23 protein-coding genes and 1 pseudogene are annotated in these 20,742 nt (G+C 42.2%); 13 read left to right on the top strand and 11 right to left on the bottom strand.

What is annotated here, in order from left to right; genetic code table 11:
* Positions 1-15: 15 nt before the first annotated feature.
* The 3 genes from LF822_RS16320 (at position 16) to LF822_RS16310 (ending at position 4,138) form a co-directional block, all read left to right on the top strand.
* A complete protein-coding gene (locus LF822_RS16320) occupies positions 16-513 on the top strand; it encodes an SRPBCC family protein (RefSeq protein WP_253925144.1) in 498 nt (165 codons plus the stop codon).
* 320 nt (positions 514-833) lie between these two features.
* Positions 834-2,411 carry a Vga family ABC-F type ribosomal protection protein gene (locus LF822_RS16315; protein WP_253925458.1) on the top strand — a complete coding sequence of 526 codons (1,578 nt, stop codon included), beginning with the start codon at positions 834-836 and terminating at the stop codon, positions 2,409-2,411.
* Positions 2,412-2,485: 74 nt separating this feature from the next.
* Entirely contained in the window at positions 2,486-4,138 is a 1,653-nt protein-coding gene (locus LF822_RS16310) for a DUF2207 domain-containing protein (protein WP_253925143.1), read from the top strand.
* 265 nt (positions 4,139-4,403) lie between these two features.
* On the opposite strand, the gene LF822_RS16305 is transcribed toward LF822_RS16310, so the two are convergent.
* The 3 genes from LF822_RS16305 to LF822_RS16295 are packed head-to-tail and all read right to left on the bottom strand — an operon-like array spanning position 4,404 to position 6,622.
* Positions 4,404-5,507, bottom strand: coding sequence for a methyl-accepting chemotaxis protein (locus tag LF822_RS16305; protein ID WP_253925142.1), 1,104 nt, complete (start codon positions 5,505-5,507; stop codon positions 4,404-4,406).
* A 24-nt stretch (positions 5,508-5,531) separates the two neighbouring features.
* Positions 5,532-6,242, bottom strand: coding sequence for a hypothetical protein (locus tag LF822_RS16300; protein ID WP_253925141.1), 711 nt, complete (start codon positions 6,240-6,242; stop codon positions 5,532-5,534).
* 20 nt (positions 6,243-6,262) lie between these two features.
* Entirely contained in the window at positions 6,263-6,622 is a 360-nt protein-coding gene (locus LF822_RS16295) for a hypothetical protein (protein WP_253925140.1), read from the bottom strand.
* Positions 6,623-6,811: 189 nt separating this feature from the next.
* On the opposite strand from LF822_RS16295, the pseudogene LF822_RS16290 reads away from it, so the two are divergent.
* Positions 6,812-8,443 (top strand): annotated as a pseudogene (locus LF822_RS16290) (pyridoxal phosphate-dependent decarboxylase family protein).
* A 51-nt stretch (positions 8,444-8,494) separates the two neighbouring features.
* On the opposite strand, the gene LF822_RS16285 reads toward LF822_RS16290, so the two are convergent.
* A complete protein-coding gene (locus LF822_RS16285; protein ID WP_253925139.1) occupies positions 8,495-8,989 on the bottom strand; it encodes a hypothetical protein in 495 nt (164 codons plus the stop codon).
* A 27-nt stretch (positions 8,990-9,016) separates the two neighbouring features.
* Entirely contained in the window at positions 9,017-9,970 is a 954-nt protein-coding gene (locus LF822_RS16280) for a DMT family transporter (protein ID WP_253925138.1), read from the bottom strand.
* Between the two features lie 157 nt (positions 9,971-10,127).
* Between LF822_RS16280 and LF822_RS16275 the strand changes: the two genes are divergently transcribed.
* Both LF822_RS16275 and LF822_RS16270 read left to right on the top strand, forming a co-directional pair.
* Positions 10,128-10,292 (top strand): hypothetical protein, encoded by a 165-nt coding sequence (locus LF822_RS16275; RefSeq protein WP_253925137.1) that lies wholly within the window; start codon positions 10,128-10,130, stop codon positions 10,290-10,292.
* A gap of 44 nt (positions 10,293-10,336) precedes the next feature.
* Positions 10,337-10,708, top strand: a complete 372-nt coding sequence (locus tag LF822_RS16270; protein ID WP_253925136.1) for a hypothetical protein — start codon at positions 10,337-10,339, stop codon at positions 10,706-10,708.
* A gap of 59 nt (positions 10,709-10,767) precedes the next feature.
* Here the strand turns inward: LF822_RS16270 and LF822_RS16265 are convergent, their stop codons facing one another.
* Positions 10,768-11,934: an aminotransferase gene (locus LF822_RS16265; protein ID WP_253925135.1), complete on the bottom strand. Its 1,167-nt coding sequence runs from the start codon at positions 11,932-11,934 to the stop codon at positions 10,768-10,770.
* Positions 11,931-12,428 carry an Lrp/AsnC family transcriptional regulator gene (locus tag LF822_RS16260; protein WP_253925134.1) on the bottom strand — a complete coding sequence of 166 codons (498 nt, stop codon included), beginning with the start codon at positions 12,426-12,428 and terminating at the stop codon, positions 11,931-11,933. The genes LF822_RS16265 and LF822_RS16260 overlap by 4 nt, the downstream gene beginning before the upstream one ends.
* 231 nt (positions 12,429-12,659) lie before the next feature.
* Between LF822_RS16260 and LF822_RS16255 the strand changes: the two genes are divergently transcribed.
* Positions 12,660-12,932, top strand: coding sequence for a hypothetical protein (locus LF822_RS16255; RefSeq protein WP_253925133.1), 273 nt, complete (start codon positions 12,660-12,662; stop codon positions 12,930-12,932).
* A gap of 328 nt (positions 12,933-13,260) precedes the next feature.
* Here LF822_RS16255 and LF822_RS16250 read toward each other — a convergent pair whose 3' ends face one another.
* Both LF822_RS16250 and LF822_RS16245 read right to left on the bottom strand, forming a co-directional pair.
* Positions 13,261-14,568, bottom strand: coding sequence for a hemolysin family protein (locus LF822_RS16250; protein WP_253925132.1), 1,308 nt, complete (start codon positions 14,566-14,568; stop codon positions 13,261-13,263).
* 108 nt (positions 14,569-14,676) lie between these two features.
* A complete protein-coding gene (locus LF822_RS16245; protein ID WP_253925131.1) occupies positions 14,677-15,327 on the bottom strand; it encodes a LysE family translocator in 651 nt (216 codons plus the stop codon).
* A gap of 221 nt (positions 15,328-15,548) precedes the next feature.
* Here LF822_RS16245 and LF822_RS16240 point away from each other — a divergent pair, with 221 nt between their 5' ends.
* The 4 genes from LF822_RS16240 to LF822_RS16225 all read left to right on the top strand — a co-directional run bounded on the left by LF822_RS16240 (position 15,549) and on the right by LF822_RS16225 (position 17,471).
* On the top strand, positions 15,549-15,749 hold the full coding sequence (locus tag LF822_RS16240; protein ID WP_253925130.1) for a hypothetical protein: 201 nt from the start codon (positions 15,549-15,551) through the stop codon (positions 15,747-15,749).
* A gap of 102 nt (positions 15,750-15,851) precedes the next feature.
* Positions 15,852-16,265 (top strand): hypothetical protein, encoded by a 414-nt coding sequence (locus LF822_RS16235; RefSeq protein ID WP_253925129.1) that lies wholly within the window; start codon positions 15,852-15,854, stop codon positions 16,263-16,265.
* A 154-nt stretch (positions 16,266-16,419) separates the two neighbouring features.
* The gene (locus LF822_RS16230) at positions 16,420-16,680 is read left to right on the top strand and encodes a hypothetical protein (RefSeq protein WP_253925128.1); all 261 of its coding nucleotides are present in this window, start codon (positions 16,420-16,422) and stop codon (positions 16,678-16,680) included.
* Between the two features lie 32 nt (positions 16,681-16,712).
* Entirely contained in the window at positions 16,713-17,471 is a 759-nt protein-coding gene (locus tag LF822_RS16225) for a hypothetical protein (protein ID WP_253925127.1), read from the top strand.
* 21 nt (positions 17,472-17,492) lie between these two features.
* Here LF822_RS16225 and LF822_RS16220 read toward each other — a convergent pair whose 3' ends face one another.
* Complete coding sequence (locus LF822_RS16220; RefSeq protein ID WP_253925126.1) at positions 17,493-18,002, bottom strand: GNAT family N-acetyltransferase; 510 nt, start codon at positions 18,000-18,002, stop codon at positions 17,493-17,495.
* A gap of 167 nt (positions 18,003-18,169) precedes the next feature.
* On the opposite strand from LF822_RS16220, the gene LF822_RS16215 reads away from it, so the two are divergent.
* Entirely contained in the window at positions 18,170-19,270 is a 1,101-nt protein-coding gene (locus LF822_RS16215) for an NADH:flavin oxidoreductase (protein ID WP_253925125.1), read from the top strand.
* 48 nt (positions 19,271-19,318) lie between these two features.
* Here the strand turns inward: LF822_RS16215 and LF822_RS16210 are convergent, their stop codons facing one another.
* The gene (locus LF822_RS16210; RefSeq protein ID WP_253925124.1) at positions 19,319-19,834 is read right to left on the bottom strand and encodes an LURP-one-related family protein; all 516 of its coding nucleotides are present in this window, start codon (positions 19,832-19,834) and stop codon (positions 19,319-19,321) included.
* 165 nt (positions 19,835-19,999) lie between these two features.
* On the opposite strand from LF822_RS16210, the gene LF822_RS16205 reads away from it, so the two are divergent.
* Positions 20,000-20,722, top strand: a complete 723-nt coding sequence (locus LF822_RS16205; protein ID WP_253925123.1) for a UTRA domain-containing protein — start codon at positions 20,000-20,002, stop codon at positions 20,720-20,722.
* Positions 20,723-20,742: the final 20 nt, after the last annotated feature.

Here is a 20,742-nt window from a genome sequence, read left to right as displayed (position 1 = left end):
CAAAGGAGTGGTACTATGGAGGAATATTCAACAACTTATTTAGTAATGACAAGGACGTTTGAAGCGGCTGCTGAAAGAGTATTTGACGCATGGCTGAATCCTGAAATCATGAGGAAGTGGCTGTTCACCCTGGAAGCAACGAATAAAGTGGCTGAGAACAACCCTGTTGTAGGTGGAACATGGGAAATCGTGGACCACCGCAACGGTGTGGATTACAGAGCTGTAGGAGAGTATATGGAAATCGAACCGCCTCATAAATTAGTGTTTACGTTTAAAATGCCGCAAATGAGTGAGTATGAAGATACGATCACTGTAGAATTAAAAGAAGTTGAGAAAGGCTGTGAAATGAAGTTCACCCACGAAATCAAAGTACCCCATGAAGAAAACTGGACGACCGAAGATATTGAAAAAGCGATTGGCGAGAACCATGATGGCCTGGAGCACGGCTGGAACTTAATGTTTATGGGGCTTAAGGAATTGCTTGAAAAAGGTGAAATTAGTTATAAAGGATGAAAAAAGTCATTTGACACTTTTTCACATATCGTATAAAGTAACGGTAACTAATGAGTGGAAGGGTGACCCAACTAGATGAAGTACTAATCCTATTTTACGAAAGCCATGAATTGAAGAGCATGTAGATTACAGAAGAATGTTTCTGTCTGTTTTATGCTGCCTTCAATCGTAGTTTTCAGAATAGGATTGGGATTTCTATAGTTGAACGAATAAGGGAGCGGTGTCTCCTTTTGATGTCCACCTATATCTATGCCACCTATTCTGAACGCGGATAGGGGGCTTTTTTTGTGCCCCGGATTACGAAAATGGGGGAAGATCGTATGCATTTATTAGAAGCGCTGAACGTAAAACATTATGTGAAAGACCGTTTAATTCTCGATTTCGACCACATCCACATTTACAAAAATGACCGTATCGGACTCGTTGGCCAAAACGGAAGTGGAAAGACGACATTGTTGAACGTGCTTGCAGGAGAAATTACAACTGAAGAAGGACACGTGATCAGGCACGTGGAATTGGGGGTGCTGCCGCAGTTAAAGAGGACGGATGCTGTCAAAAGCGGCGGAGAGGTCACACAGGAGTATATTAATCAAGCACTTATTAAGGCACCTGGAGTTTTACTGGCAGACGAACCGACGACGCATCTTGATACAGAACACATGGAGTGGCTTGAGAAAAAATTGCTTCACTGGAAAGGAGCTTTTGTTATTGTTTCCCATGACCGGGCGTTTCTCGATGCCGTCTGTACAAAGGTATGGGAAATCGAGGAAGGGAAAATCAATGAGTATTCCGGAAACTACAGCGATTATGCAGAACAGAAGGACCTTGAACAACGTCACCAGCAGGCGGCCTATGAAAAATATGAGGCGAAGAAAAAACAGTTAGAAGAAGCATTGAAGCTTAAAGAAGAAAAAGCCGATAGAGCGACGAAAACACCACAAAATGTGAGTCGGTCAGAAGCGAAAATAACCGGAGCGAAGCCTTATTTTGCGAAGAAACAGAAGAAACTTCAGAAGACAGGAAAAGCCATTGAGAAACGTCTGGAGAAGCTGGAGAAGGTTGAAAAAGTAAGAGAAACCCCGCCCGTAAAAATGAATCTGCCGAATAAAAAGACGTTCAAAGGGAAAATAATTCTCCGCGCAGAAGATGTTTCGGGATTTGTCGGGGAACGGCTGCTGTGGGGCCGTACAAGGTTTAATGTGCGCGGTGGCGATAAAATCGCAGTTATCGGCTCAAACGGGTGCGGAAAGACAACGCTTGTGAAGAAGATTATCAATGGAGACGACGGAATCACCAAAACTCCATCCATGAAAATAGGTTATTTTAGTCAAGATTTACACATTTTAAACGTAGATCAGTCCATCCTGGAAAACGTAAGTTCCACCTCCAATCAGGATGAAACTGTGATCAGAACAGTGCTGGCCAGACTTTATTTCTACGGGGATGACGTATATAAGCCAGTCCGCGTATTAAGTGGAGGAGAAAGGGTGAAAGCCGCACTGGCGAAGCTGTTTTTAAGCAATATCAACACGTTGATTTTAGATGAGCCCACGAACTTTCTTGATATCGAAGCTGCCAGTGCTCTCGAATCTCTTTTGCAGGGTTATGAGGGCACGGTGATCTTCGTCTCCCACGACCGTCGGTTTATTGAAAATATTGCTACACGGATCCTGTCCATCCGCCATCAGGCAATCGAAGTTTTTGAAGGAACCTATCATCAATTTAAAAATAAAAAGCAGGAAAAGGAACGGGACCCCGCGGAAGATGAGAAGCTTGTCCTCCAAACGAAAATATCGGAAGTCCTGGGCCGGTTAAGCATTGAACCCTCAGAGGAATTGGAAGAAGAATTTCAGGAGCTTTTAGCAGAGAAGCGCAGGCTGGAGCAGCATCAAAAGTAGTACAGGGGTCGTTGGCTCTGCCTGGAAAAATGAAACCTTTTCATTGTCTCTCACGTAGAAAAGGGAGAAAGCAGGTGACGAATTTGAAGAAAACAATTGTATTGTTCTTTTTCCTCTTTATCTTAATGCCGGCTTCTGTCTTCGCTGTGGATTATGAAATCAATGACACAGAAATCACAGCTGTTTTAAAGACAGACGGCGGGGTTGAAGTTAAAGAAACTCATGAATACAGTTTTGACGGGGAGTTTAATGGCATTACCCGGACCCTTATTCCAAAGGAAAACACTTCCATTTCTAATGTGCGTGCTTCTGAAAATGGAACAAATTTAGATATCGAACAAGAAGATGAGCTGTACAAGGTACACCGCAGCGGCTCCGATGAAACAGTGAGCATCGATTTGTTCTACACGATTGAAAATGGGTTGAATGTCTATGAAGATGTGGCAGATTTTTATTGGCCGTTTTTTGATGACAGCAATGAATCGACGTATGAAAATATGTCCATAACGATTGAACCGCCTGAAGCAGCGGAGGTTAAAGCTGCATATGGTGAGCATGAAGCCTATAATACTGAACGAATACAAGAAGACGGTCGAGTAACGTTTGAGCTTGGAGAGGTTCCAAGTGGAGAGAAAGGAAATGTCCGGGTCGTCTATGATGCTGGTCTTTTCCAGGGTGTTCCTTTAACGAGTGAGACCCAAATGCTGAATGAGATTCAAGCAGAGGAACAAGCTTTAAGAGATCAGGTGATGGCGAGAGAAGCGCAGCAGGACCGCTGGGGAGGGTTAGCTCCATTTATTACAGGCAGTTTAGCGGCAGCGGCGCTGCTACTGATAGTTCATGGTTATAGAAAAAGACAGGAAGTCCTGCGTGAAGCGGAACGGCAGAGCAGCGGAGGCGGCCGGTTCCCGAAAGAATCAATGAGTCTGCCGGCTATGATTGCGTTTATGAAACACGGGCAATTGTCGACTTCAGCGTTGACTGCTGCTTTACTTGATCTGGTACGAAAAGGAAATATAGAGGAAGTGTCAGAGAAAGAATTCAAACTGATTCACCGAAATACGGAATATGAGCATGAAAGTATATTGATCCATTGGCTGTTCGATGAAATTGGTCATGATGGGGAATTCCATGTCGAGGAGATGGAGGCTTATGTAAAAGATGAGGATAACCACGAAAGTTATCAGAGCCAATATAATACCTGGTGCGCTGCAGTAAAAAAAGAGTATAAGCAGTATGATTTATATGTAACCTCCGGAAAACCACGATGGATTTCTGGAATCGCCGCATTGATGACGCTGCCGTTCGTTATTCTGTTTCCTTATTACGGATTCTTTATGTGGATGGCTGCTGCCATTGGTTTGCTCATATTTTTCCTCTTCTTTGCCATTGCTTATCAGCCGTTGACGGTGGAAGGACATAGAATTAAGAAGGACCTTCAGCCGCTTACACAAGGTGAGGAATGGAAAGCGTGGGACAAAGAAGATCAGGTTCCCGCGCTGCTCTACCAAATCGGCTCAGGTAACTGGGACTTATTAACAAAGAACACGCCGGCTTTATCCTCTGCCAGTAACGATTGGATGATCTTCATAATACTTGGAGCCGCATTGCATAACAGCTTCGATTCGGCTGAACAGCATACGGCTGTCACAGCTTCAACGGGGGTTGGAGCTGGCGGTGGCGGAACTGGTGTCGGAGGCGGCGGAGGAGGTTCCGGAGCTTTTTAGAAGGGAGCACTGACCTCAGCGTATCTATTGATTTTGTGATAATGGATACACAGACTGAAAGCGTGAAGGGGTGAAACTATGGATATATCCATAATCGCAGCGATAATTGTAATTTTTTTAGGTGTCTTAGGCGGCCGTCACTATATTAAAAATAATAAATAAAATTATTATTATCCTGGTAAATGGTTTCATTTGTTCTGCGTTCAATTAACTCTATTATCCAAGTCATAAAGAAACAGCCGGCAGTCTGCCGGCTGTTTCTTTATTATGATGCAGTTGGTTGATTTATTGACTGCTGTGGTTTTTTGTCCTGCTCTTTATTTACGGATCCACTGACCTCTTGAAACGATTCAGCTTCATGCAGTAAATTCTCCATGGTGGCGAGTTCATCATCACTAATGTCCGTCAGTTCCTCAAACATTTCTACTGACTCCTGAGAGATGAACGTCACTTGCTCTACAGAAGAAACAATCTGCTGAACACTGGCGGACATTTCAGATGTAGAAACTGATGTATTTTCGTTGTTTTTGGCAATGTGCTGATTTGAAGTTAAAATCTCTTCAAACAGCTGACCCACTTCTTCAATAGAGCGGTTTGTTTCTTCAGATTCGTTTAATCCTTTTTCCATAGATGTTACCGCTGCTTCGGTTTCCTGCTGGGTACCGTCGACGATACTCGTCACCTGATCGGATGAATTCTTCGTTTGTTCAGCAAGCTTTCTTACTTCGTCGGCGACGACTGCGAATCCTTTTCCATGTTCTCCTGCACGGGCAGCTTCAATGGCTGCATTGAGAGCAAGGAGATTGATTTGTCCAGAAATGTCTGTAATGACTTTGGCAATGGAGCCGATCTCCTGGGATTTCACGCCAAGGTTTTTTACAACGTCATACGTAGTAGTGACGGTTTGATTCAAGCTCTCCATTTTTACTACAGAGTCCTGAATTTGCTTATGACCTTTTTGCGTAAGCTCGAGGGCCATTGTGGATTGGTCTGAGATGTCAGATGAGTGATTGGACAACTCGATTATGGCAGAACTCATTTGTTCCAATGCAGCAGAGCTTTCCTCTGTGGCCGTCAGCTGACTCACAAGCCCCTTGCCGACTTCATCCATGGCGGCACGTACGATATCCGCTTTTTCAGAAGCGTCATTCCCTTTTTCTATAAGAGAAGCACCTCTTGCTTCAATCAGCTGCTTCAATTCCTGGAGGTCGTCTTTAACGGTAGTATCGGCAGGATTCTCGTGGAACGGAATCGTGTCTTCTTGTGTTTTATATTCGTCTCTCTGCTTCAGCCTGGTGTAACGGACAGCAAAAAAGGCGGTCGTCAGAAGCAGAATGACGTTTACAGCTAAACTGATATAGAGCATCATTGGCTATTCTCTCCTCCGTGTTAATTACAATTCTTTAATAATAAGTGTCGTTCCTTCTGAAAGGGATGGCGGTATGTCCTTCAGACGTTCATTCCTGCTGTAGTGATGGGTGATGACTTTGTTATCGATCGTTACATATTTTTTGAAACTGTGATACTTTTCCATCACACGAATGGATTTATTATTTGTAGCTTCTCCATAAACGGCTTTGATGCCTTCGCTTTCTGCCTTCTCAAGCAGTGTGTGGACGAGATCTTGAATGATGTCGTGGCGCTCTTCCTCGGCTGTTACACCCAGCATGAACAAATGCAGAAGCTCACGATCTCCTATATCTCGGTTATTACGTTTCTTAAAGTCTTCAATAAACTGCAGATCCACGTCCTCAAGTACACTCAGAATTACATTCATATCCTTGAAGCTTCCCTCAAATACATCCTCGCCAATAATTTCTGGTGCATTTGTATCTCCGGCCAGTACACCGCCGACCTGCCCGTCGTGATCAACTGCGGCGATGCAGTAACCCTGTTCTACGACTGCTTCTATATATTCTTTAGTAAAGGCATAAAAGTCTTCATACTGGATATCTAACAGTCCGACCATTGGCTCCTGCACCCATTTACCTGCGGTCTCCAGACCGATAAATGAACGTGTCAGGCAATCCGCAGCCTGATGAATCAGGTTGTGATCTTCGACTTTTATAATTTGATTGGTATATAGTCTCTGCTTTTGAAGCATGTGTTTTCCCTCCATATGGGTTATTGGCTGACCACGTCACCATGAAACTGAACACGTTCCAGCGCGTTTCGCAATTGGACTTGAGCAATTTTAGACGATGGATAAATCATTTTAATATCTTTAAATCCCAAATTCATATAAAATTGCAGCGTTTGATCAAGCTGGGGTACGACTTTTGATGGGACAGTTGTCTGGTGGGTGCCATCAATAACTAAGGTGTAAGAATTTTTAGGCACTTGACTGACTGTTTCCTGTAAGTCGGCGAGATACTCTTCTGCATCATCCGCACGAATTAAGCCAAATACTTGGACACACAATTCTTTTTCCTGTTCTTGAATCGCCATCTTGTATTTTCTTTTATCGACCACAATACCTCTCATTATTTGCCTGCTCCTCACATTAGTTAATACAAAAGCATTCAAACGATTTATCGACATAATTCGCCTATTGTTAAGGTGGCCTGTGTAAAATTACTTAAAATTTTGGATCTAATGGTAAATTAAACTAAATTTTAGTATAGTAAACGTGAACTACATACATCGACCTACAATCAAATAGGAGGACCACAAATGAAAGGTATTCAAGCCTACTATCCAAGTGAAGATGGGTGCTCTGCAGAAAGAGAAAAGCTGATGAAGCAGATCAATCAGATGTTAATAAACATCGATAATTTGAAGGAGCCAGCAAAATTAACTTTAGGTGAGGCACCTGAATCTATGGATTCATTTTATAATCATCTGAGTCAACAAGCAGTTATTCCAGATGAATCAATGTCCATTGAAAAGGTGATTACGCAGCTTACGGAATTGGCGGAAGGACACCGCTATGTGAACAGCCGTTATGTGGCGAACGCCGCTCCTCTTTCTAACATACCTGGGATTCTTGGGAATCTAATCATGGTCCTGTTAAATGGGAATAACCTTTGGGATGTAGAAGGCTCAGGGGCTGCCATGGCTGAAGTGAAAATAACGAGCATGCTTTCAAAGCTGGCAGGTTATGACGCTGACAATAGCGGAGGCTACACAACGTGGGGAGGGCAGGGAGCTGTCTTCAATTCACTGCGTCTTGCTGTAGCGAAACAGTTCCCAGATTCAAATGAAGAAGGTGTGCCGCGGAACCTGTACTGTTTCTGTTCGGAACTTGCACATTACAGCTTGTATAAATCTATGGAAGCCGTCGGTATTGGGACGAAATACCTTATTCGTGTGAAAGTGAAAGAGGATCATTCGATGGACACCGATGATTTACAGGAGAAGATGGAACAAGTTGTGTTAAAAGGAGGGCATCCTCTTTATATTTTAGCCAGCACAGGAACTACGGACACCTTTGGCATAGATGATGTAAAAGCTATAAAAAAAGCAGCTGAGGACCTGGAGGCTGCGTATGCTCTTGCCCCTGTGTTTATTCACGCAGATGCGGCGATGGGGGGCATGTACACTTTTTTTAATGATTACGATTTTGAGAAGAATCCGCTCGGTTTTAATAGAGAGGTTCTTTATGTGCTGGAAAGCTATCAATCTAAATTAAAAAACATCTGCCTGGCCGATAGTCTTGTGTTTGATTTTCACAAGCTCGGGCAGACTCCTTATACGTCCAGTCTGTTCTTAGTAAAGAATAAAGCAGACTTTTCACACGTTGACCTTGATCATGAAGAGACCCCGTATGTCGGCAATCGGAGCTACGGCAGCTACCATACAAGTTACACTTTGGAATGCTCACGGGCCGGCAGCTCGATCCCGATTTACGCTTAGTTGCTGGCGATGGGAATGGAAGGATATCAAACTCTACTCGCGAACTATATTGAAGTAAACCTTGCCTTTAGAAGACAGCTTCAAGAAAGATTGCCGAATGCATCTGTAACCAATTCGCCTTCTCCCATTACTACATTTCGTTTCTATCCTAAAACCGTATGCTGGCTGGAGGAAAGGGAAGGGCTGCTGACCAAGGATGAGATTGTCGAAATCAATGAATTTAACAGCAGGTTTGCTGAAGTAATTGGTGAGAAACGTGAGACTGTCTATTTCGGTAATACGTCGAAACAGAGGCTGGTGGAAGCAAAAGGTTCTGATGAAAGAATGCCAGTCTATGCTCATAAATTTTTCTCCATTTCCCCTTATACAACCATCGATCAAGTCGAGGGGTATGTGGACTTTCTGGTCGAGAACATGGGAGCTTTTAAACAAGAACTCGCAGGGGTTTAATATGATATAAAGCAGGCCTCATTCCTAATCGTGGAATGTGGCCTGTAAGGATTATTCTGCTGTTACCTGAAAAGCTTTCGAAACGGCACCTTGAAACTCACCGTTGTCGTCGTTCCAATTTACTGTTAAAAAGAACTTCTCATCCCGTGCACCGTGTACCGGGATTTCACCGCCTTCTAATGTATGATCCTCCGAAGTAGTGGAGCCGCCATGTTCGTATTGGACAGAATAACCAACTTGGCTCGGCTCTTCTCCTTCAACTTCGACATTAATTTGACCTTCCTCTTCTACTTGAAAGGGTTCCACGCCATCTGAAAATTCTTCGTGATTGATTTCATCCACATAAGCCGATTCTTCGCTACAATCATTTATAAAACAGCTTTTGATATCTTTTGTGTTAATTTCTTCCCCGTCATAAGTAAGGGATACAGACGGCTCCTCACTGAGAGGCTCCACCTCCTTATTTTCCGGGGTAACGGGTTCGGCTTCGTCCGCCTGACACGCGGCTGATAAAGTTAAAGTGAATATGATTAATAGCTTCCTCAATGATGAAATCTCCTTTTGTAAAATTGTTTATACTGCTTTTTGCTGGGTGTTCGAAATAGCTGCTGTTCTGCGGTGGTTCGTGTACACACTTAATGAGGCAAACGCTAGAATGATAATAATTCCTGCAAGAGAGTGCAGAGAAACTGTAATCCTCGGATCAAGGAATTGAAAAGCAAAAGTAAAAACAGGAATAAAAGAAAGTGACATCATAACAAAAAATGTAGCGGACCGCTTAATTCCCAGCTGCAGGAAATATAACGGGAGGATAACTCCAGTGAAAGTGACTGTAAGCAGCCCTCTCCAATGAGTGAGAACCTGTTCAAATAAACTCGCCTGCTGAAGCGAAAGCATAAGAGAAAGTATGATGATCACATAAAAGCGGTGAGCTAATATTTGAGTGGAACTCCACCGGGCATCGCTTAGTTTCTTTGAATATATAGCTGCCAATGCTGCGAAAAAACCACACATAATCGAAGCGAGAAGACCCGCCGCCGTAAAAGGCATAGGAACAGACCCAAATCCAGACTTTCCTTGTAATGCTGCCATAATTAGAAAAAGACTACCAATAAGTGCACCAGTCCCCGTACTAAGGTCAATCCACTTTACCTGCTGCCGCTGCAGAACTTTCATTAACAGCAGAGAAGAAACCGGAGCCGCACCGATTTCTATAGCGCCTGCGACTGCTGGTTCTATGTACTTCAAAGCAAAGTAGAAGCTCATAAAGGCACCAGCCGTACTAATGTTAATGCCTATTAAGGTTTTCCAGTTTATAAAAGAGCCGCTATGTCTCCTGATTGGTGAATACCATTGCAGAGCGTGAAATAGTATGGCGGTCAATAAAAAACTGATAAACGTGAACGTGAAAGGGCTGATGTTCTGCACCATATTGGAATAATAGACATTACTTCCTGCGGTACAAAGAGCAGAGCTTATCAAGAAAAAAGTTCCCCAGAACGTTTGTTGTTTTGTGTAATCACTCATTTATCTCCCCTCCATAGTTCAACCATTACTAAATATGTAATATTATGCCATTCTATAGAGGAGCTCAAGTAATGTCAACATTTTCTGAAAAAAGGTTGAGACGTATGATGAGATTTGAAATAATTGGTATTACCAACTATCAAAGGGGAGCTGGAGTATGGATATCATCATTTGGCTGGTATTGTTTTTCATCGTTATGCTCTTATCTATCGTCTATCTTTCCCGGGGGATGGCGGCAAGAATGGGAAAGCCAAATAAAGAGCTGGAGGAGAAAGTGGAAAGTTTAGAAAAACAGGTGAAGCAGTTAAAGGGGAAGGATTAAAATTCACTCTATATTGAAATTCATTAAGGTTAAGAGGTGAGTGTATGAAGTGGTTTACCGTTATCCTGTGGCTGTTGCCCGTTCCATTCTTTTTCCATTTGTACGAATATCAAAGCTACATACATAGAGAAGAAGCCATCTTTTTAATGGAAGGGTTTCTGTTAATTACAATCATCGCAGGGGTGTGGCTGATTAAATGGCCTCCTCTCATTGTTTTGATCCTCGGAATTGGAATGACTCTACTTTCCCTGGGGCTGGGCGCAGTTTATATCCCTAATGACACCAGCTGGTTTAAGCCTGTAGGCAGAAATGGAGCGATTATATTTACTGCGGTAATCTATATAGCGGGGATGATGATCATAAAAGGGGTGTGCCAGGGTATTCTGAACTTAAGGTTTCGGCTCTTGAAAAGTTAATCAGGAGAATCTAGTAAAACAAAGAAACAGGAAATTCCGGGGAATCTCCTGTTCGTTTACTATATCCGTTTTTCTACAAATCGTTTAATACGTTCCATGGCTTCGTCCAGCTGTTTCAAAGAGGTTGCGTAGGAGCAGCGGATATATCCTTCGCCGCTTTCTCCGAAGACTTCTCCCGGGACAACCGCTACTTGTTCCTCCTGAAGAAGCTGTTCGGCGAATTCTGCTGAAGATAGGCCGGTTGCTTGTATCGACGGAAAAGCATAGAACGCTCCGCCTGGATTTGGGCAGTCCAGTCCGATTTCGTTTAAGCTGCTTACAATAAAGTTTCTTCTTTGTTTGTAGCTTTCGATCATTTCCTGGACGCTCGGCTTACCATTTTTCATAGCTTCGAGTGCAGCGTGCTGAGCCATGGTTGGAGCACACATCATTGTGTATTGATGAATCTTGACCATACTTGAAATGATTTCCTCCGGCCCTGCGGCATAGCCAAGACGCCAGCCTGTCATGGCAAAAGCCTTGGAGAAACCGCTGATTAAAATGGTTCGTTCTTTCATATCAGGCAGCGAAGCAAAGCTCGTGTAATCTTCATCATATGTCAACTCGGCGTAGATTTCATCTGATAAGACGAGCAGGTCATGCTTTTCAATGACGGCTGAGAGTTGTTCAAGTTCCGGTTTTGATAAAAACGTTCCTGTAGGATTGTTCGGGTTACACAGCATAATAGCCTTTGTTCTTGGAGTGATCACTTCTTCAATTTGTTCAGGCTGGAGCTTGAAATCATTTTCAGGCTTCGTCTGTATCGTTACAGGTGTACCTCCAGCTAAGCTGACGGTCGGTACATAAGCGACAAAGCCTGGTTCGACTACGATCACTTCATCTCCAGGCTCAACAACAGTCCGAAGCGCAAGATCAATCGCCTGACTTGCGCCCACTGTTACAATGACCTGTTGCTCAGGGTTATATGATAATTGAAAATTACTGTTAAGATAACCGCTGATTTCCTGACGCAGTTCAAGCATGCCTGCATTCTCTGTATAGGAGGTGTAGCCTTGCTCTAATGCATGAAAGCTCTGTTCAATAAAATTCCAAGGTGTGACGAAATCAGGTTCACCGACCCCCAGAGAAATGACATCCTCCATCTGAGCGGCTAAATCAAAAAAACGTCGTATGCCGGACGGTTTTAAATCGGCGACTTGTTTTGAGATGTAAGAAGTTTTATTCATGGTGATACCACGATTCTTTTATCATCGTCATCATCGTCGTGCAAAATGATGCCGTCATGCTTGTAACGTTTTAAGACGAAATGCGTGGTCGTTGATAAGACGGAATCAAGCGTAGACAGTTTTTCAGAAATGAAATTCCCGATTTCTGTCATCGTTTTTCCTTTAACGGACACGGACAAGTCGTATGCTCCTGACATTAAATACACAGCTTTCACCTCTGGAAAGCGGTAAATACGCTCGGCCACTTTATCAAAGCCGACGCCGCGGGCAGGAGTTACTTTAACATCAACCATCGCGGTGACTTCTTCAACATCGAGCACCTTAGCCCAATCAATCAGTGTAGAATAACCCAGGATAGCTTTCTTTTCCTCCAGTTCACGCAGAAGTGCGCGAATTTCATCTATACTTTTGCCCATCAGCTTTGCAATTTTCTCAGCTTCTAAATTAGCATCTTTTTCAATTAATTTAAGCAGTTCTACTTCAGTTTCTTTCACTTTGAAAACACCTACTTTTTAAGTTGTACTATGCTCCATTCTACAGGCTTTCGGGGAGAACTAAAACCCTATTTTAGAGTCATTCGGGCGTTAAATATTTTTCTGACGATATCATTACCACTATTTAGAAAAATATAAGTGGATGAAACGAAAACTCTGAGGATTCGTTTAAGAAGCAGAGGAATAATAGAATAGGAGGTGCTTGCTATCTACTTGGAGGGGTCTTTCACTTTGGAGAGACCAATTTTAATTACTTTATTGGCTGCATTAACCATTATATTCATTATCACGTTGTTTCAAAAAAAGCAAAACCTCATAGTAAATGGATTTACAGTTATTGTCTTTTCGTTGACTGCCTCTATCGTGGCAGCTCAATTATTAATATTAAGTGGAATCGTCGCAGATGAAACGAATAGTTCAGGGGATCCTCAATCCTTCTACATTACCTTGATCATAGGTGCCGTTAGTTTGATCAACCCAGCGATTTATTTCTTAAAGACATAATAGACCCTGGATTTCGTATCACTGTTTCACTGAAACACTTATGATGGGAATGAATCAGGTAAAATAATAAGTACAAGCACGGTGGGCTGAATCTCTTAGGTCACGACAGTTCGCTTTTCGTAAATGCCCATAAATTTGTCTATTTGCCCATAAGTTGAAATTATCGCCCGTAAAATATAATTATCGCCCTTAAAATCGTGAAATGACCCATAAACGGCGATAACCGCCCATAAATTGAGAACGTTCACTCCCTCTATGATTTCTTCTCCTGAAAGGTTTCTCAATAAAATAAAAAGTACGCGGCCCGGCGGGCTGCGTACTTAGCGGATCAGGCAATGACCTCATTGTCTGATGGCTCTGTCCAAACTTCAATTTTTCGAATTTGAGCATCATCTTTTTTGATAACTTTGAAGTGGAACGTATCGCCGGTTATTATAGTGCCTTCTCGGGCATCTACATTATTTTTTAAAATCCAGCCTGAAATAGTGTCGACTTCTCCGTTTTTTAAGTCGATATCAAAATAACTATTCACATCTGAAATCGATGTTTTTCCATCTAAGATGTAGGTACCGTCTTCATTTTCCGTAATATCCTGTTCTTCTTCCTGGTCGAACTCGTCACGAATATCACCAACAATTTCTTCGATGATATCTTCTACAGTTACGATGCCTGAAGTTCCGCCGTATTCATCAGTCAGAAGAACGAGGTGCGTATTCTCTTTCTGCATTCTGATCAGCAAATCCTGAATAGGAATGTTCTCGAATACTCTGGTCACAGGATGTACGTAAGCTTCCAATGAGTTGAGGTTCTCTAACCTTTCTTGAAAAAGCTCTTTAATATGAATAATCCCGATGACGTGATCCTTGTCACCTTTAATTACCGGGTATCTAGTATATCTTTCGTTTTTAATATAAGTTAAGGACTCTTTAGGGGAATCTTCAATATCTATAACCGAAATTTCAGTTCTCGGCACCATAATTTCTTTGGCCGTTCTCTTGTCGAATTCAAATATTCGGTCGACGTACTCGTATTCAGACTGGTTGATTTCCCCTTTTTCGTAACTTTCGGTGAGAATGTGACGCAGTTCCTCTTCAGAGTGAACTTCATCAGACTCTTTCGCTGTTTTGTATCCAAGCATGCGGATCAATAAATTTGCTGATCCGTTCAACAGCCAGATTAGTGGATACATCAGCTTACTATAGAGAATTAATGGGGTGGCTAACAGTAATGTAATGGCCTCTGCTTTCTGTATCGCCATTGTCTTCGGTGCCAGTTCTCCCAAAACTACGTGCAAGAAAGTAATAATGAAAAACGCAATAGCAAAGCTGATGGTGTGAGTTAATCCCGCCGGCAGATTAAATTCTGCCAGTAATGGATGTAACAGGACTTCAAGCGTAGGTTCACCCAGCCAGCCTAATCCCAGGGCGGTAATTGTAATTCCTAGTTGACATGCGGACAAATAATAATCCAGGTTATTTGTCAGCTTCAAAGCCTTTTTCGCCTTTTTGTCTCCATCGTTCGCTCTGGCTTCCATTCTTGTCTTCCTTACTTTAACAATCGCAAATTCGCTTGCAACGAAAAAAGCTGTTAAAAGAATTAACAACGCAACCGCTGCAAGCTTCATCGACGTTTCCATAGCATATCCCCTTTAATATAAATGTTCAGTGATTGTCACTTACTATATATATTAACCGAAATCGCTGAATATGACTATTATTTTTATTTTTAGAACAATTACAATTGATTAAAGCAGGGAGGAGATTTTTAATACAGCCTTACATCCGAAATATAGCCCGAGGCCTAATAAGAAAAGACTTGCGGCAGAGGTGATAAGGCGCAAAGCTGCCGGATTCATCAATGTTCTTCCAAAATGAACGGTTAAAGCAAGATTTAAATTCCATAAACCTATACCGATAAAAATAGCACTATTCAACAAAAAAGCTCTGGTAAGATCAGCATCATGAAATGAATCACTCAGTATCGATCCATAAATCCCTACCCAGAATAAAATATTAATCGGATTAAAGGCAGCGATCGAGATACCGGTAAGATAGGACTTCAAAAGCTGAGGACTAATACTCGTCCGGGCTTCACTAAGATTTTCGGCAGAGTGGTCAGGATGTGTGAGCAGACTTTGCACGCCCATTATGGATAAGATGACTGCTCCCATTATTAATAATGAAAACTGGACCCATGGTAAGTTTACATACTCAGCTAATCCTTGATACATAAGATACATGAAGGTGAGGTCTGTAGTCATACCGCCTGCACCGACCAGCAGTGAAGGCCAGAATCCCTGCTGAATGCCTCTTCGAATAATTTCTATATTAATTGGACCAATGGGTGCAGCAAGGGATAGACCAAGTATGATTTGTCTGATTAATAGTAAAAGCATCTCTGACCCTCCATCTTGATAAGGTTGTCCTTATAGTTAATGAGAGAGTTGGAGAAATTAGACCTCAGAAAGCCATCTTCCTATTATTCTGACGGCATTTTTAGAGATTGAAACCATCTCTCCTTGTGAATCGTATATAAAGCTAGGACACAATGGATTCCGGAGGCAGAAGCACAATAAAGTGCTTTTTGAGGGAGGCCATTCACTAGAGGGTGACAAGGGTGCTGAAACTATTAAAATGGTTCAATTTTATAGGAAATTTTATGGTCTTTCATTACATATTAGGAAAAATCTATTTTTACCGTGCATCAGTAGACAGTCCCCTCATCAGCCTGGCAGGGCTGGCACTGACAGCATTACTTTCCTTGCTGACCACCCTTTACACGTTTCATCATGCACAAAAGGTATATACCCGGACATAGTAAACACAAGGGTGGGAATGTGACGGCTGTCAGTCTTCTAAATTTATTTGTTGACATTTATAGATTTCAGGAGCCTTAAAAATGGGGGGGAGGAGGGATATAATGAAGAAAAGCAGACGGATATTTTACTTCCTAATCTTTTTGACTGTATTCGGGTCTCTCTGGTACATGTCTAATCAAGCTTATTATTACGAGGATGGGAACGAAGTGCTTTTACTTAAAGAAGGGCGGCTTGGAGAAGAAGTAACTTATCCGCTTTCTTCAATGGATGATAAATTAGCGGCTGGAGAGGTGAAAAAAGATATATCAGTCCTTCACGACGCATTATCTTTAGGGTTACTTATTTTTGTAATATGCTGCCTTAGCATTTACTATACGTGGTTTACTCAAGGAGCCAGGGCTTCAAAGAAGGTTATGTATCAGTTAATAGGTTTGGAGCTCTTTCTATTGATTATTCCTTTGTATTTGATTATTGATCTGCATAGCACTATTCGGACCGCTGTTACATATTTCTAAAACCAGGTATAGTTAGGAGACAGGTTATGAATGATAATCGATTTTTCAAATTCGCAGCAGGGGCAGTTTTTGGAATTTTCATATACAAGATTTTTGAATTTCTATTCTTGTAATAGCTTCACTTAAGAGAGTGAGTAGAGGGGAGGTCTAAATAATGTCAGAAAACATAAAAGTAGAGTTTGAAGTAAAAGGATTTGGTGAGATCTCTCAACAAGGTTACGAAGATGCATTTACGAGCCATGAAATCCTGCGGACGAAAATTTTACCTAAACACACGACGCTGGAGGAGCTTGAGCAAACAGTTGAAACCTTACTGGAGGAAGTCCGCTCCCATTTTGACCTGCCTGAACAGCTTGCTGCTAAAGTAACGATAAGAGCGAAGCATAAGAATAATCAACTTGTTTATTTAGGGTAGAAGCACTAGTGAACAATTAGGAGGAGGATACCATGAGGCCGCCGGAAAATATTCTTCACACATGGAAGAAATTTGATGACTTTCCAATGGAAACTCTGACTAAGTTATGGGTATTCCAGCAGGAGGGCAGGGGAAAGCAACGCAGTGTTTCTCTTATGAGAGAACATAGACAACGGTATAGTATGTCTGGAAATTGCTTTGATTTAGCCCTTTGGCTGCTGGACGAGTTTAGAAGGGATGGGATTAAGGCTTATCCTATCGGCCATCACATCCTTACAGAGGAGGCACATGTCGCTGTAGTCGCGTTAGATGAAAAAGGCCGGCGCTTTCTGTGTGATTTAGGCGATCAGTGGCTTACTCCCATATTGGTTGATGGAACAAGTGACGAATTTTCCAGCAGGAGGCTGAGCGGTTTCTTTCCTGCGGCGGAAGTTCGAGTAAAGCCGCAGGCGTCTCACGTTGAAGTCTTTTACTATCGTCCAAATAGTAAATTCTCAACGCAGCGTTACGATCTGCAGCCGATTGAGATGGATGAATTCTTGCGTGCTGCCAATTATTCGCAGAATGTTATTCGCCCTTTTCCTTTAGTAGAATGTCGCATTCCTTTTAAAGAGGAGCAGGCTCACTGGGAGTTTGATAATTGGAGCAGCTTTCTAAGCACAAGTGAAGGACTAATTTATGATTTTGAAGTTACAACGGTCGAAGAGTGGGTGAATAGAATTTATGAAAAAACCCGCTATAATAAGGGCATCCTTAAAAAGGTTTTAGAGAAGTATGAAAAACTAAAGTAACCAAGCGCGCTTGATTACTTCTTATGCCTCATTTACTCCTGCTTTACTGCTTCTTCGTTCTAACAGGACGGTATCCCGCCAGACTCCATTCATTTCACCTATACGTTCACGGCGTCCTACTTCTCTAAAGCCGCACTTATAATGTAATTTGAGGCTAGGTATGTTTTCTGGAAATAATCCAGCCTGCAGCGTCCAAAATCCATTCAGTTCACTTTGTTCAATTAGAGCTTCCAAAAGCGAATGACCAATTCCTTTTCCTTTATAATTTTGCCGGACATACACACTGACTTCTGCAACCCCGGCATACACGCACCTGTTGGAGACTGGACTTAAAGCTGCCCATCCAGCTACTTTTTCTCCCATGCGTGCTGCAATACGGCATTGTTTCGTGTGAGATGCATCCCATTCCTCCCAGGAAGGGGTTTTTTTCTCAAATGTAGCATCTCCAGTATCTATTCCCTGCTGATATATTTCTCTTACTTGCTCCCAGTCTTCGGAACCCATTTGTTCTATTATTAAATTTTCATTCATTTTATCACCTTGCCTTTTTCGTTTGTTCATATTAATGGTCTAGTAAAAATTATAAAGCTCCTCTCTGAATTTTTGAATAAGAGAGGGATGTTGAAACAGATTTCTTTTCTTCTGTGAGAAATTTTGAAATAATAATTCTCATCATCAAGGAAAGAGGAGGAACATGATTGAGCCAGACTAATTTATCAACTAAACCCTTGTTTCAACCATTTACAAGTGAAAATATAAATTTACCGAACCTTACGGTGATGGCGCCGATGACCCGGGGATTTTCCCCAGGCGGTGTACCAAATGATGACGTAGTCGCTTATTACCGCCGCCGTGCGGAAAATAATGTCGGCCTGATTGTTACAGAAGGAACGGGTATTAATCACCCCTCTTCTGTGTCTGGAGACAGTATCCCTCTCTTTCATGGGGAAGCGTTGAATGGCTGGTCCCGTGTTGTTGAGGAAGTTCACAACGCAGGAGGTAAAATCGTACCGCAGCTGTGGCATGTAGGAATGACTCGTAAGGAAGGGGAGCTTCCTAATAAAGAGGCTTTGCCGGCCGGTCCATCTGGATTAAGCCTGGACGGGGAGAAGGTAAACGAACCCATGACGGAAGAAGAAGTGGTGAATATGGTTGAGGCCTATGCACAGGCAGCGGCTGATGCTAAACGACTTGGGTTTGATGGTATTGAAATTCACGGAGCTCACGGTTATTTAATTGATCAGTTCTTCTGGGAACAGACGAACAAACGGACTGACCGCTATGGCGGCGACCTTGTTGGACGCACCCAATTTGCTGTTGAGGTAGTGGAAGCATGCCGGTGTGAAGTGGGTCCTGACTTTCCGATTATTTTCCGTTTTTCTCAATGGAAAATGAATGACTATAACGCAAAGCTTGCCAAAAGCCAGGAGGAATTAGAACACTTTCTTCAGCCGTTTGTTGATGCAGGAGTAGACATTTTCCACTGTTCTACACGCCGTTTCTGGGAGCCGGAATTTGAAGGGTCCGACTTGAACCTGGCAGGATGGACGAAGAAGCTGACAGGAAAACCTGTTATTGCTGTTGGTTCTGTAGGATTGAATGGAGAGTTCACCAGCTTCTCCGGTGCTGAAACTACAAGCCTTGATGGCTTAATTGAAAAGCTCGACAGTGGAGAATTTGATTTAGTGGCGATTGGCAGATCATTGTTAATGGACCCTGAGTGGGTGCGGAAAGTAGAAGAAGGCAGAGCTGACGATTTACTGGCTTTTGATAAAGAAGCTCTTCAAAAATTATATTAACTAAAGGCACAGGTGCTCCGTATAATGGGGCACCTGTTTGATTATTCATTAGGTAGCCCCTCCACCTGCGTTACCGGCGTTTGATGAGTTTCTTTTTTCTATGGCATTGACGCCCATGACCACAGCAATTAATTCTTCAGTTTGAAGGGAACTTGAAGAATTACGTAATTCATACGCTGCCGATTGAAAGAAACCACTCACTTTTTTAAAGGTGGCTGCTTCTGTTTTCTGTTCATTAAGAATCGTGTACTCCTTTGAGAAGGCAGGAGATTCAATTTCATAGGTTTCCGAGTCTGTTGTGTAACTGTAACGTTTCGTGAAAAATGAAAAAGAATCCTTCACCCGGCCTAATACCTTTCCTTCAGCATTTGTAACATTCCATTTGCGGGAGAAAAAGGGAAACCCACCCTCTATAATAACATCTCCCTTTTCGTTTTCTACATTTAAACTAGAGGTAAACGCACTCTTTAAATCAAGCTGTCCCACCAGCTCTTGAGCGTCATTATAAATATCTGTTTTGCCTGCGGAGAAGAATTGATCGGAAAAATAAACACACTGCTCCATGTTTCACACTCCTTTCTATCTATACGAACAGCCTTTTATAAATGTTTCAAAAAGTATAAACTTGACTTTATTCGATTTAGATTTGCTCGACGGGTTGCAGATTGATAACAACTAATTATATGATATTTATGGATAAAACTAGAAGGTCAATTATAGGAGGCTGTTATGCCTAAAACGAAGTTTGTTAAAATTTACGAAGACTTAAAGCAAAAAATAGAAAAAAATATTTACGAATATCAGCAATTTATCCCTTCGGAAAATATTTTAGCGAAGGAACACGGCTGTTCACGTAATACGGTGAGAAGAGCAATTGCAGAATTAGTAGGGGAAGGCTACCTGCAAAGTAAACATGGGCAGGGTGTTCGTGTCATTTTTCAAGATTTACAGCAAAATGAATACGTGTATGGAGAGACGGAAACCTTTAAAGAGTTTGCGATTCGAAATAAAAAAGAATACCTTACTAAGGTTGTAACTTTTGAAGAGTTAATTGTAGATGAACGTATACATGAGATTACGTCGATGCCGATTGGTACAGAAGTCTATCATTTAGAGCGCGTCAGGCATCTTGATGGTACCCCGCTGATCATTGATCACAATTATTTTAGAAAAGATGTAGTGAAAGAGTTGACGGTGGAGATTGCTGAAGATTCCATTTATGAATACTTAGAGAAAGAACTAAATCAACGGGTAGTGACGGCAAAAAGGAAAATGGTCGTTGAGAAAACGACACAAAAGGATGAAAGGTACCTTGAACTGGATGGCTACAATTGTGTGGTAGTGGTCACGAGTTATATCTATAACGCTGATGGGGTCATGTTCGAGCGTACTCAATCCAGACATACCCCTGGATATTTTGTGTTTTTTGACCAGACACAGAAAAGAATATAACGTGTACGAGTCCACGCTGT

Origin of the sequence: Halobacillus sp. A5, assembly GCF_024189315.1 — a bacterium.
Lineage (GTDB): Bacteria > Bacillota > Bacilli > Bacillales > Halobacillaceae > Halobacillus_A.
This window is presented reverse-complemented; position numbering and strand designations above follow the sequence as displayed.

Excerpts from the sequence above, each read along its gene's own strand:
- LF822_RS16210 (WP_253925124.1), bottom strand. The coding sequence starts at position 19,834 with ATGGAGCAGTGTGTTTATTTTTCCGATCAATTCTTCTCCGCAGGCAAA.
- LF822_RS16280 (WP_253925138.1), bottom strand. The coding sequence starts at position 9,970 with ATGAGTGATTACACAAAACAACAAACGTTCTGGGGAACTTTTTTCTTG.
- LF822_RS16205 (WP_253925123.1), top strand. The coding sequence starts at position 20,000 with ATGCCTAAAACGAAGTTTGTTAAAATTTACGAAGACTTAAAGCAAAAA.
- LF822_RS16315 (WP_253925458.1), top strand. The coding sequence starts at position 834 with ATGCATTTATTAGAAGCGCTGAACGTAAAACATTATGTGAAAGACCGT.
- LF822_RS16265 (WP_253925135.1), bottom strand. The coding sequence starts at position 11,934 with ATGAATAAAACTTCTTACATCTCAAAACAAGTCGCCGATTTAAAACCG.
- LF822_RS16230 (WP_253925128.1), top strand. The coding sequence starts at position 16,420 with ATGTCAGAAAACATAAAAGTAGAGTTTGAAGTAAAAGGATTTGGTGAG.
- LF822_RS16220 (WP_253925126.1), bottom strand. The coding sequence starts at position 18,002 with ATGAATGAAAATTTAATAATAGAACAAATGGGTTCCGAAGACTGGGAG.
- LF822_RS16300 (WP_253925141.1), bottom strand. The coding sequence starts at position 6,242 with ATGCTTCAAAAGCAGAGACTATATACCAATCAAATTATAAAAGTCGAA.
- LF822_RS16305 (WP_253925142.1), bottom strand. The coding sequence starts at position 5,507 with ATGATGCTCTATATCAGTTTAGCTGTAAACGTCATTCTGCTTCTGACG.
- LF822_RS16275 (WP_253925137.1), top strand. The coding sequence starts at position 10,128 with ATGGATATCATCATTTGGCTGGTATTGTTTTTCATCGTTATGCTCTTA.
- LF822_RS16235 (WP_253925129.1), top strand. The coding sequence starts at position 15,852 with ATGAAGAAAAGCAGACGGATATTTTACTTCCTAATCTTTTTGACTGTA.
- LF822_RS16270 (WP_253925136.1), top strand. The coding sequence starts at position 10,337 with ATGAAGTGGTTTACCGTTATCCTGTGGCTGTTGCCCGTTCCATTCTTT.
- LF822_RS16250 (WP_253925132.1), bottom strand. The coding sequence starts at position 14,568 with ATGGAAACGTCGATGAAGCTTGCAGCGGTTGCGTTGTTAATTCTTTTA.
- LF822_RS16295 (WP_253925140.1), bottom strand. The coding sequence starts at position 6,622 with ATGAGAGGTATTGTGGTCGATAAAAGAAAATACAAGATGGCGATTCAA.
- LF822_RS16320 (WP_253925144.1), top strand. The coding sequence starts at position 16 with ATGGAGGAATATTCAACAACTTATTTAGTAATGACAAGGACGTTTGAA.
- LF822_RS16225 (WP_253925127.1), top strand. The coding sequence starts at position 16,713 with ATGAGGCCGCCGGAAAATATTCTTCACACATGGAAGAAATTTGATGAC.
- LF822_RS16245 (WP_253925131.1), bottom strand. The coding sequence starts at position 15,327 with ATGCTTTTACTATTAATCAGACAAATCATACTTGGTCTATCCCTTGCT.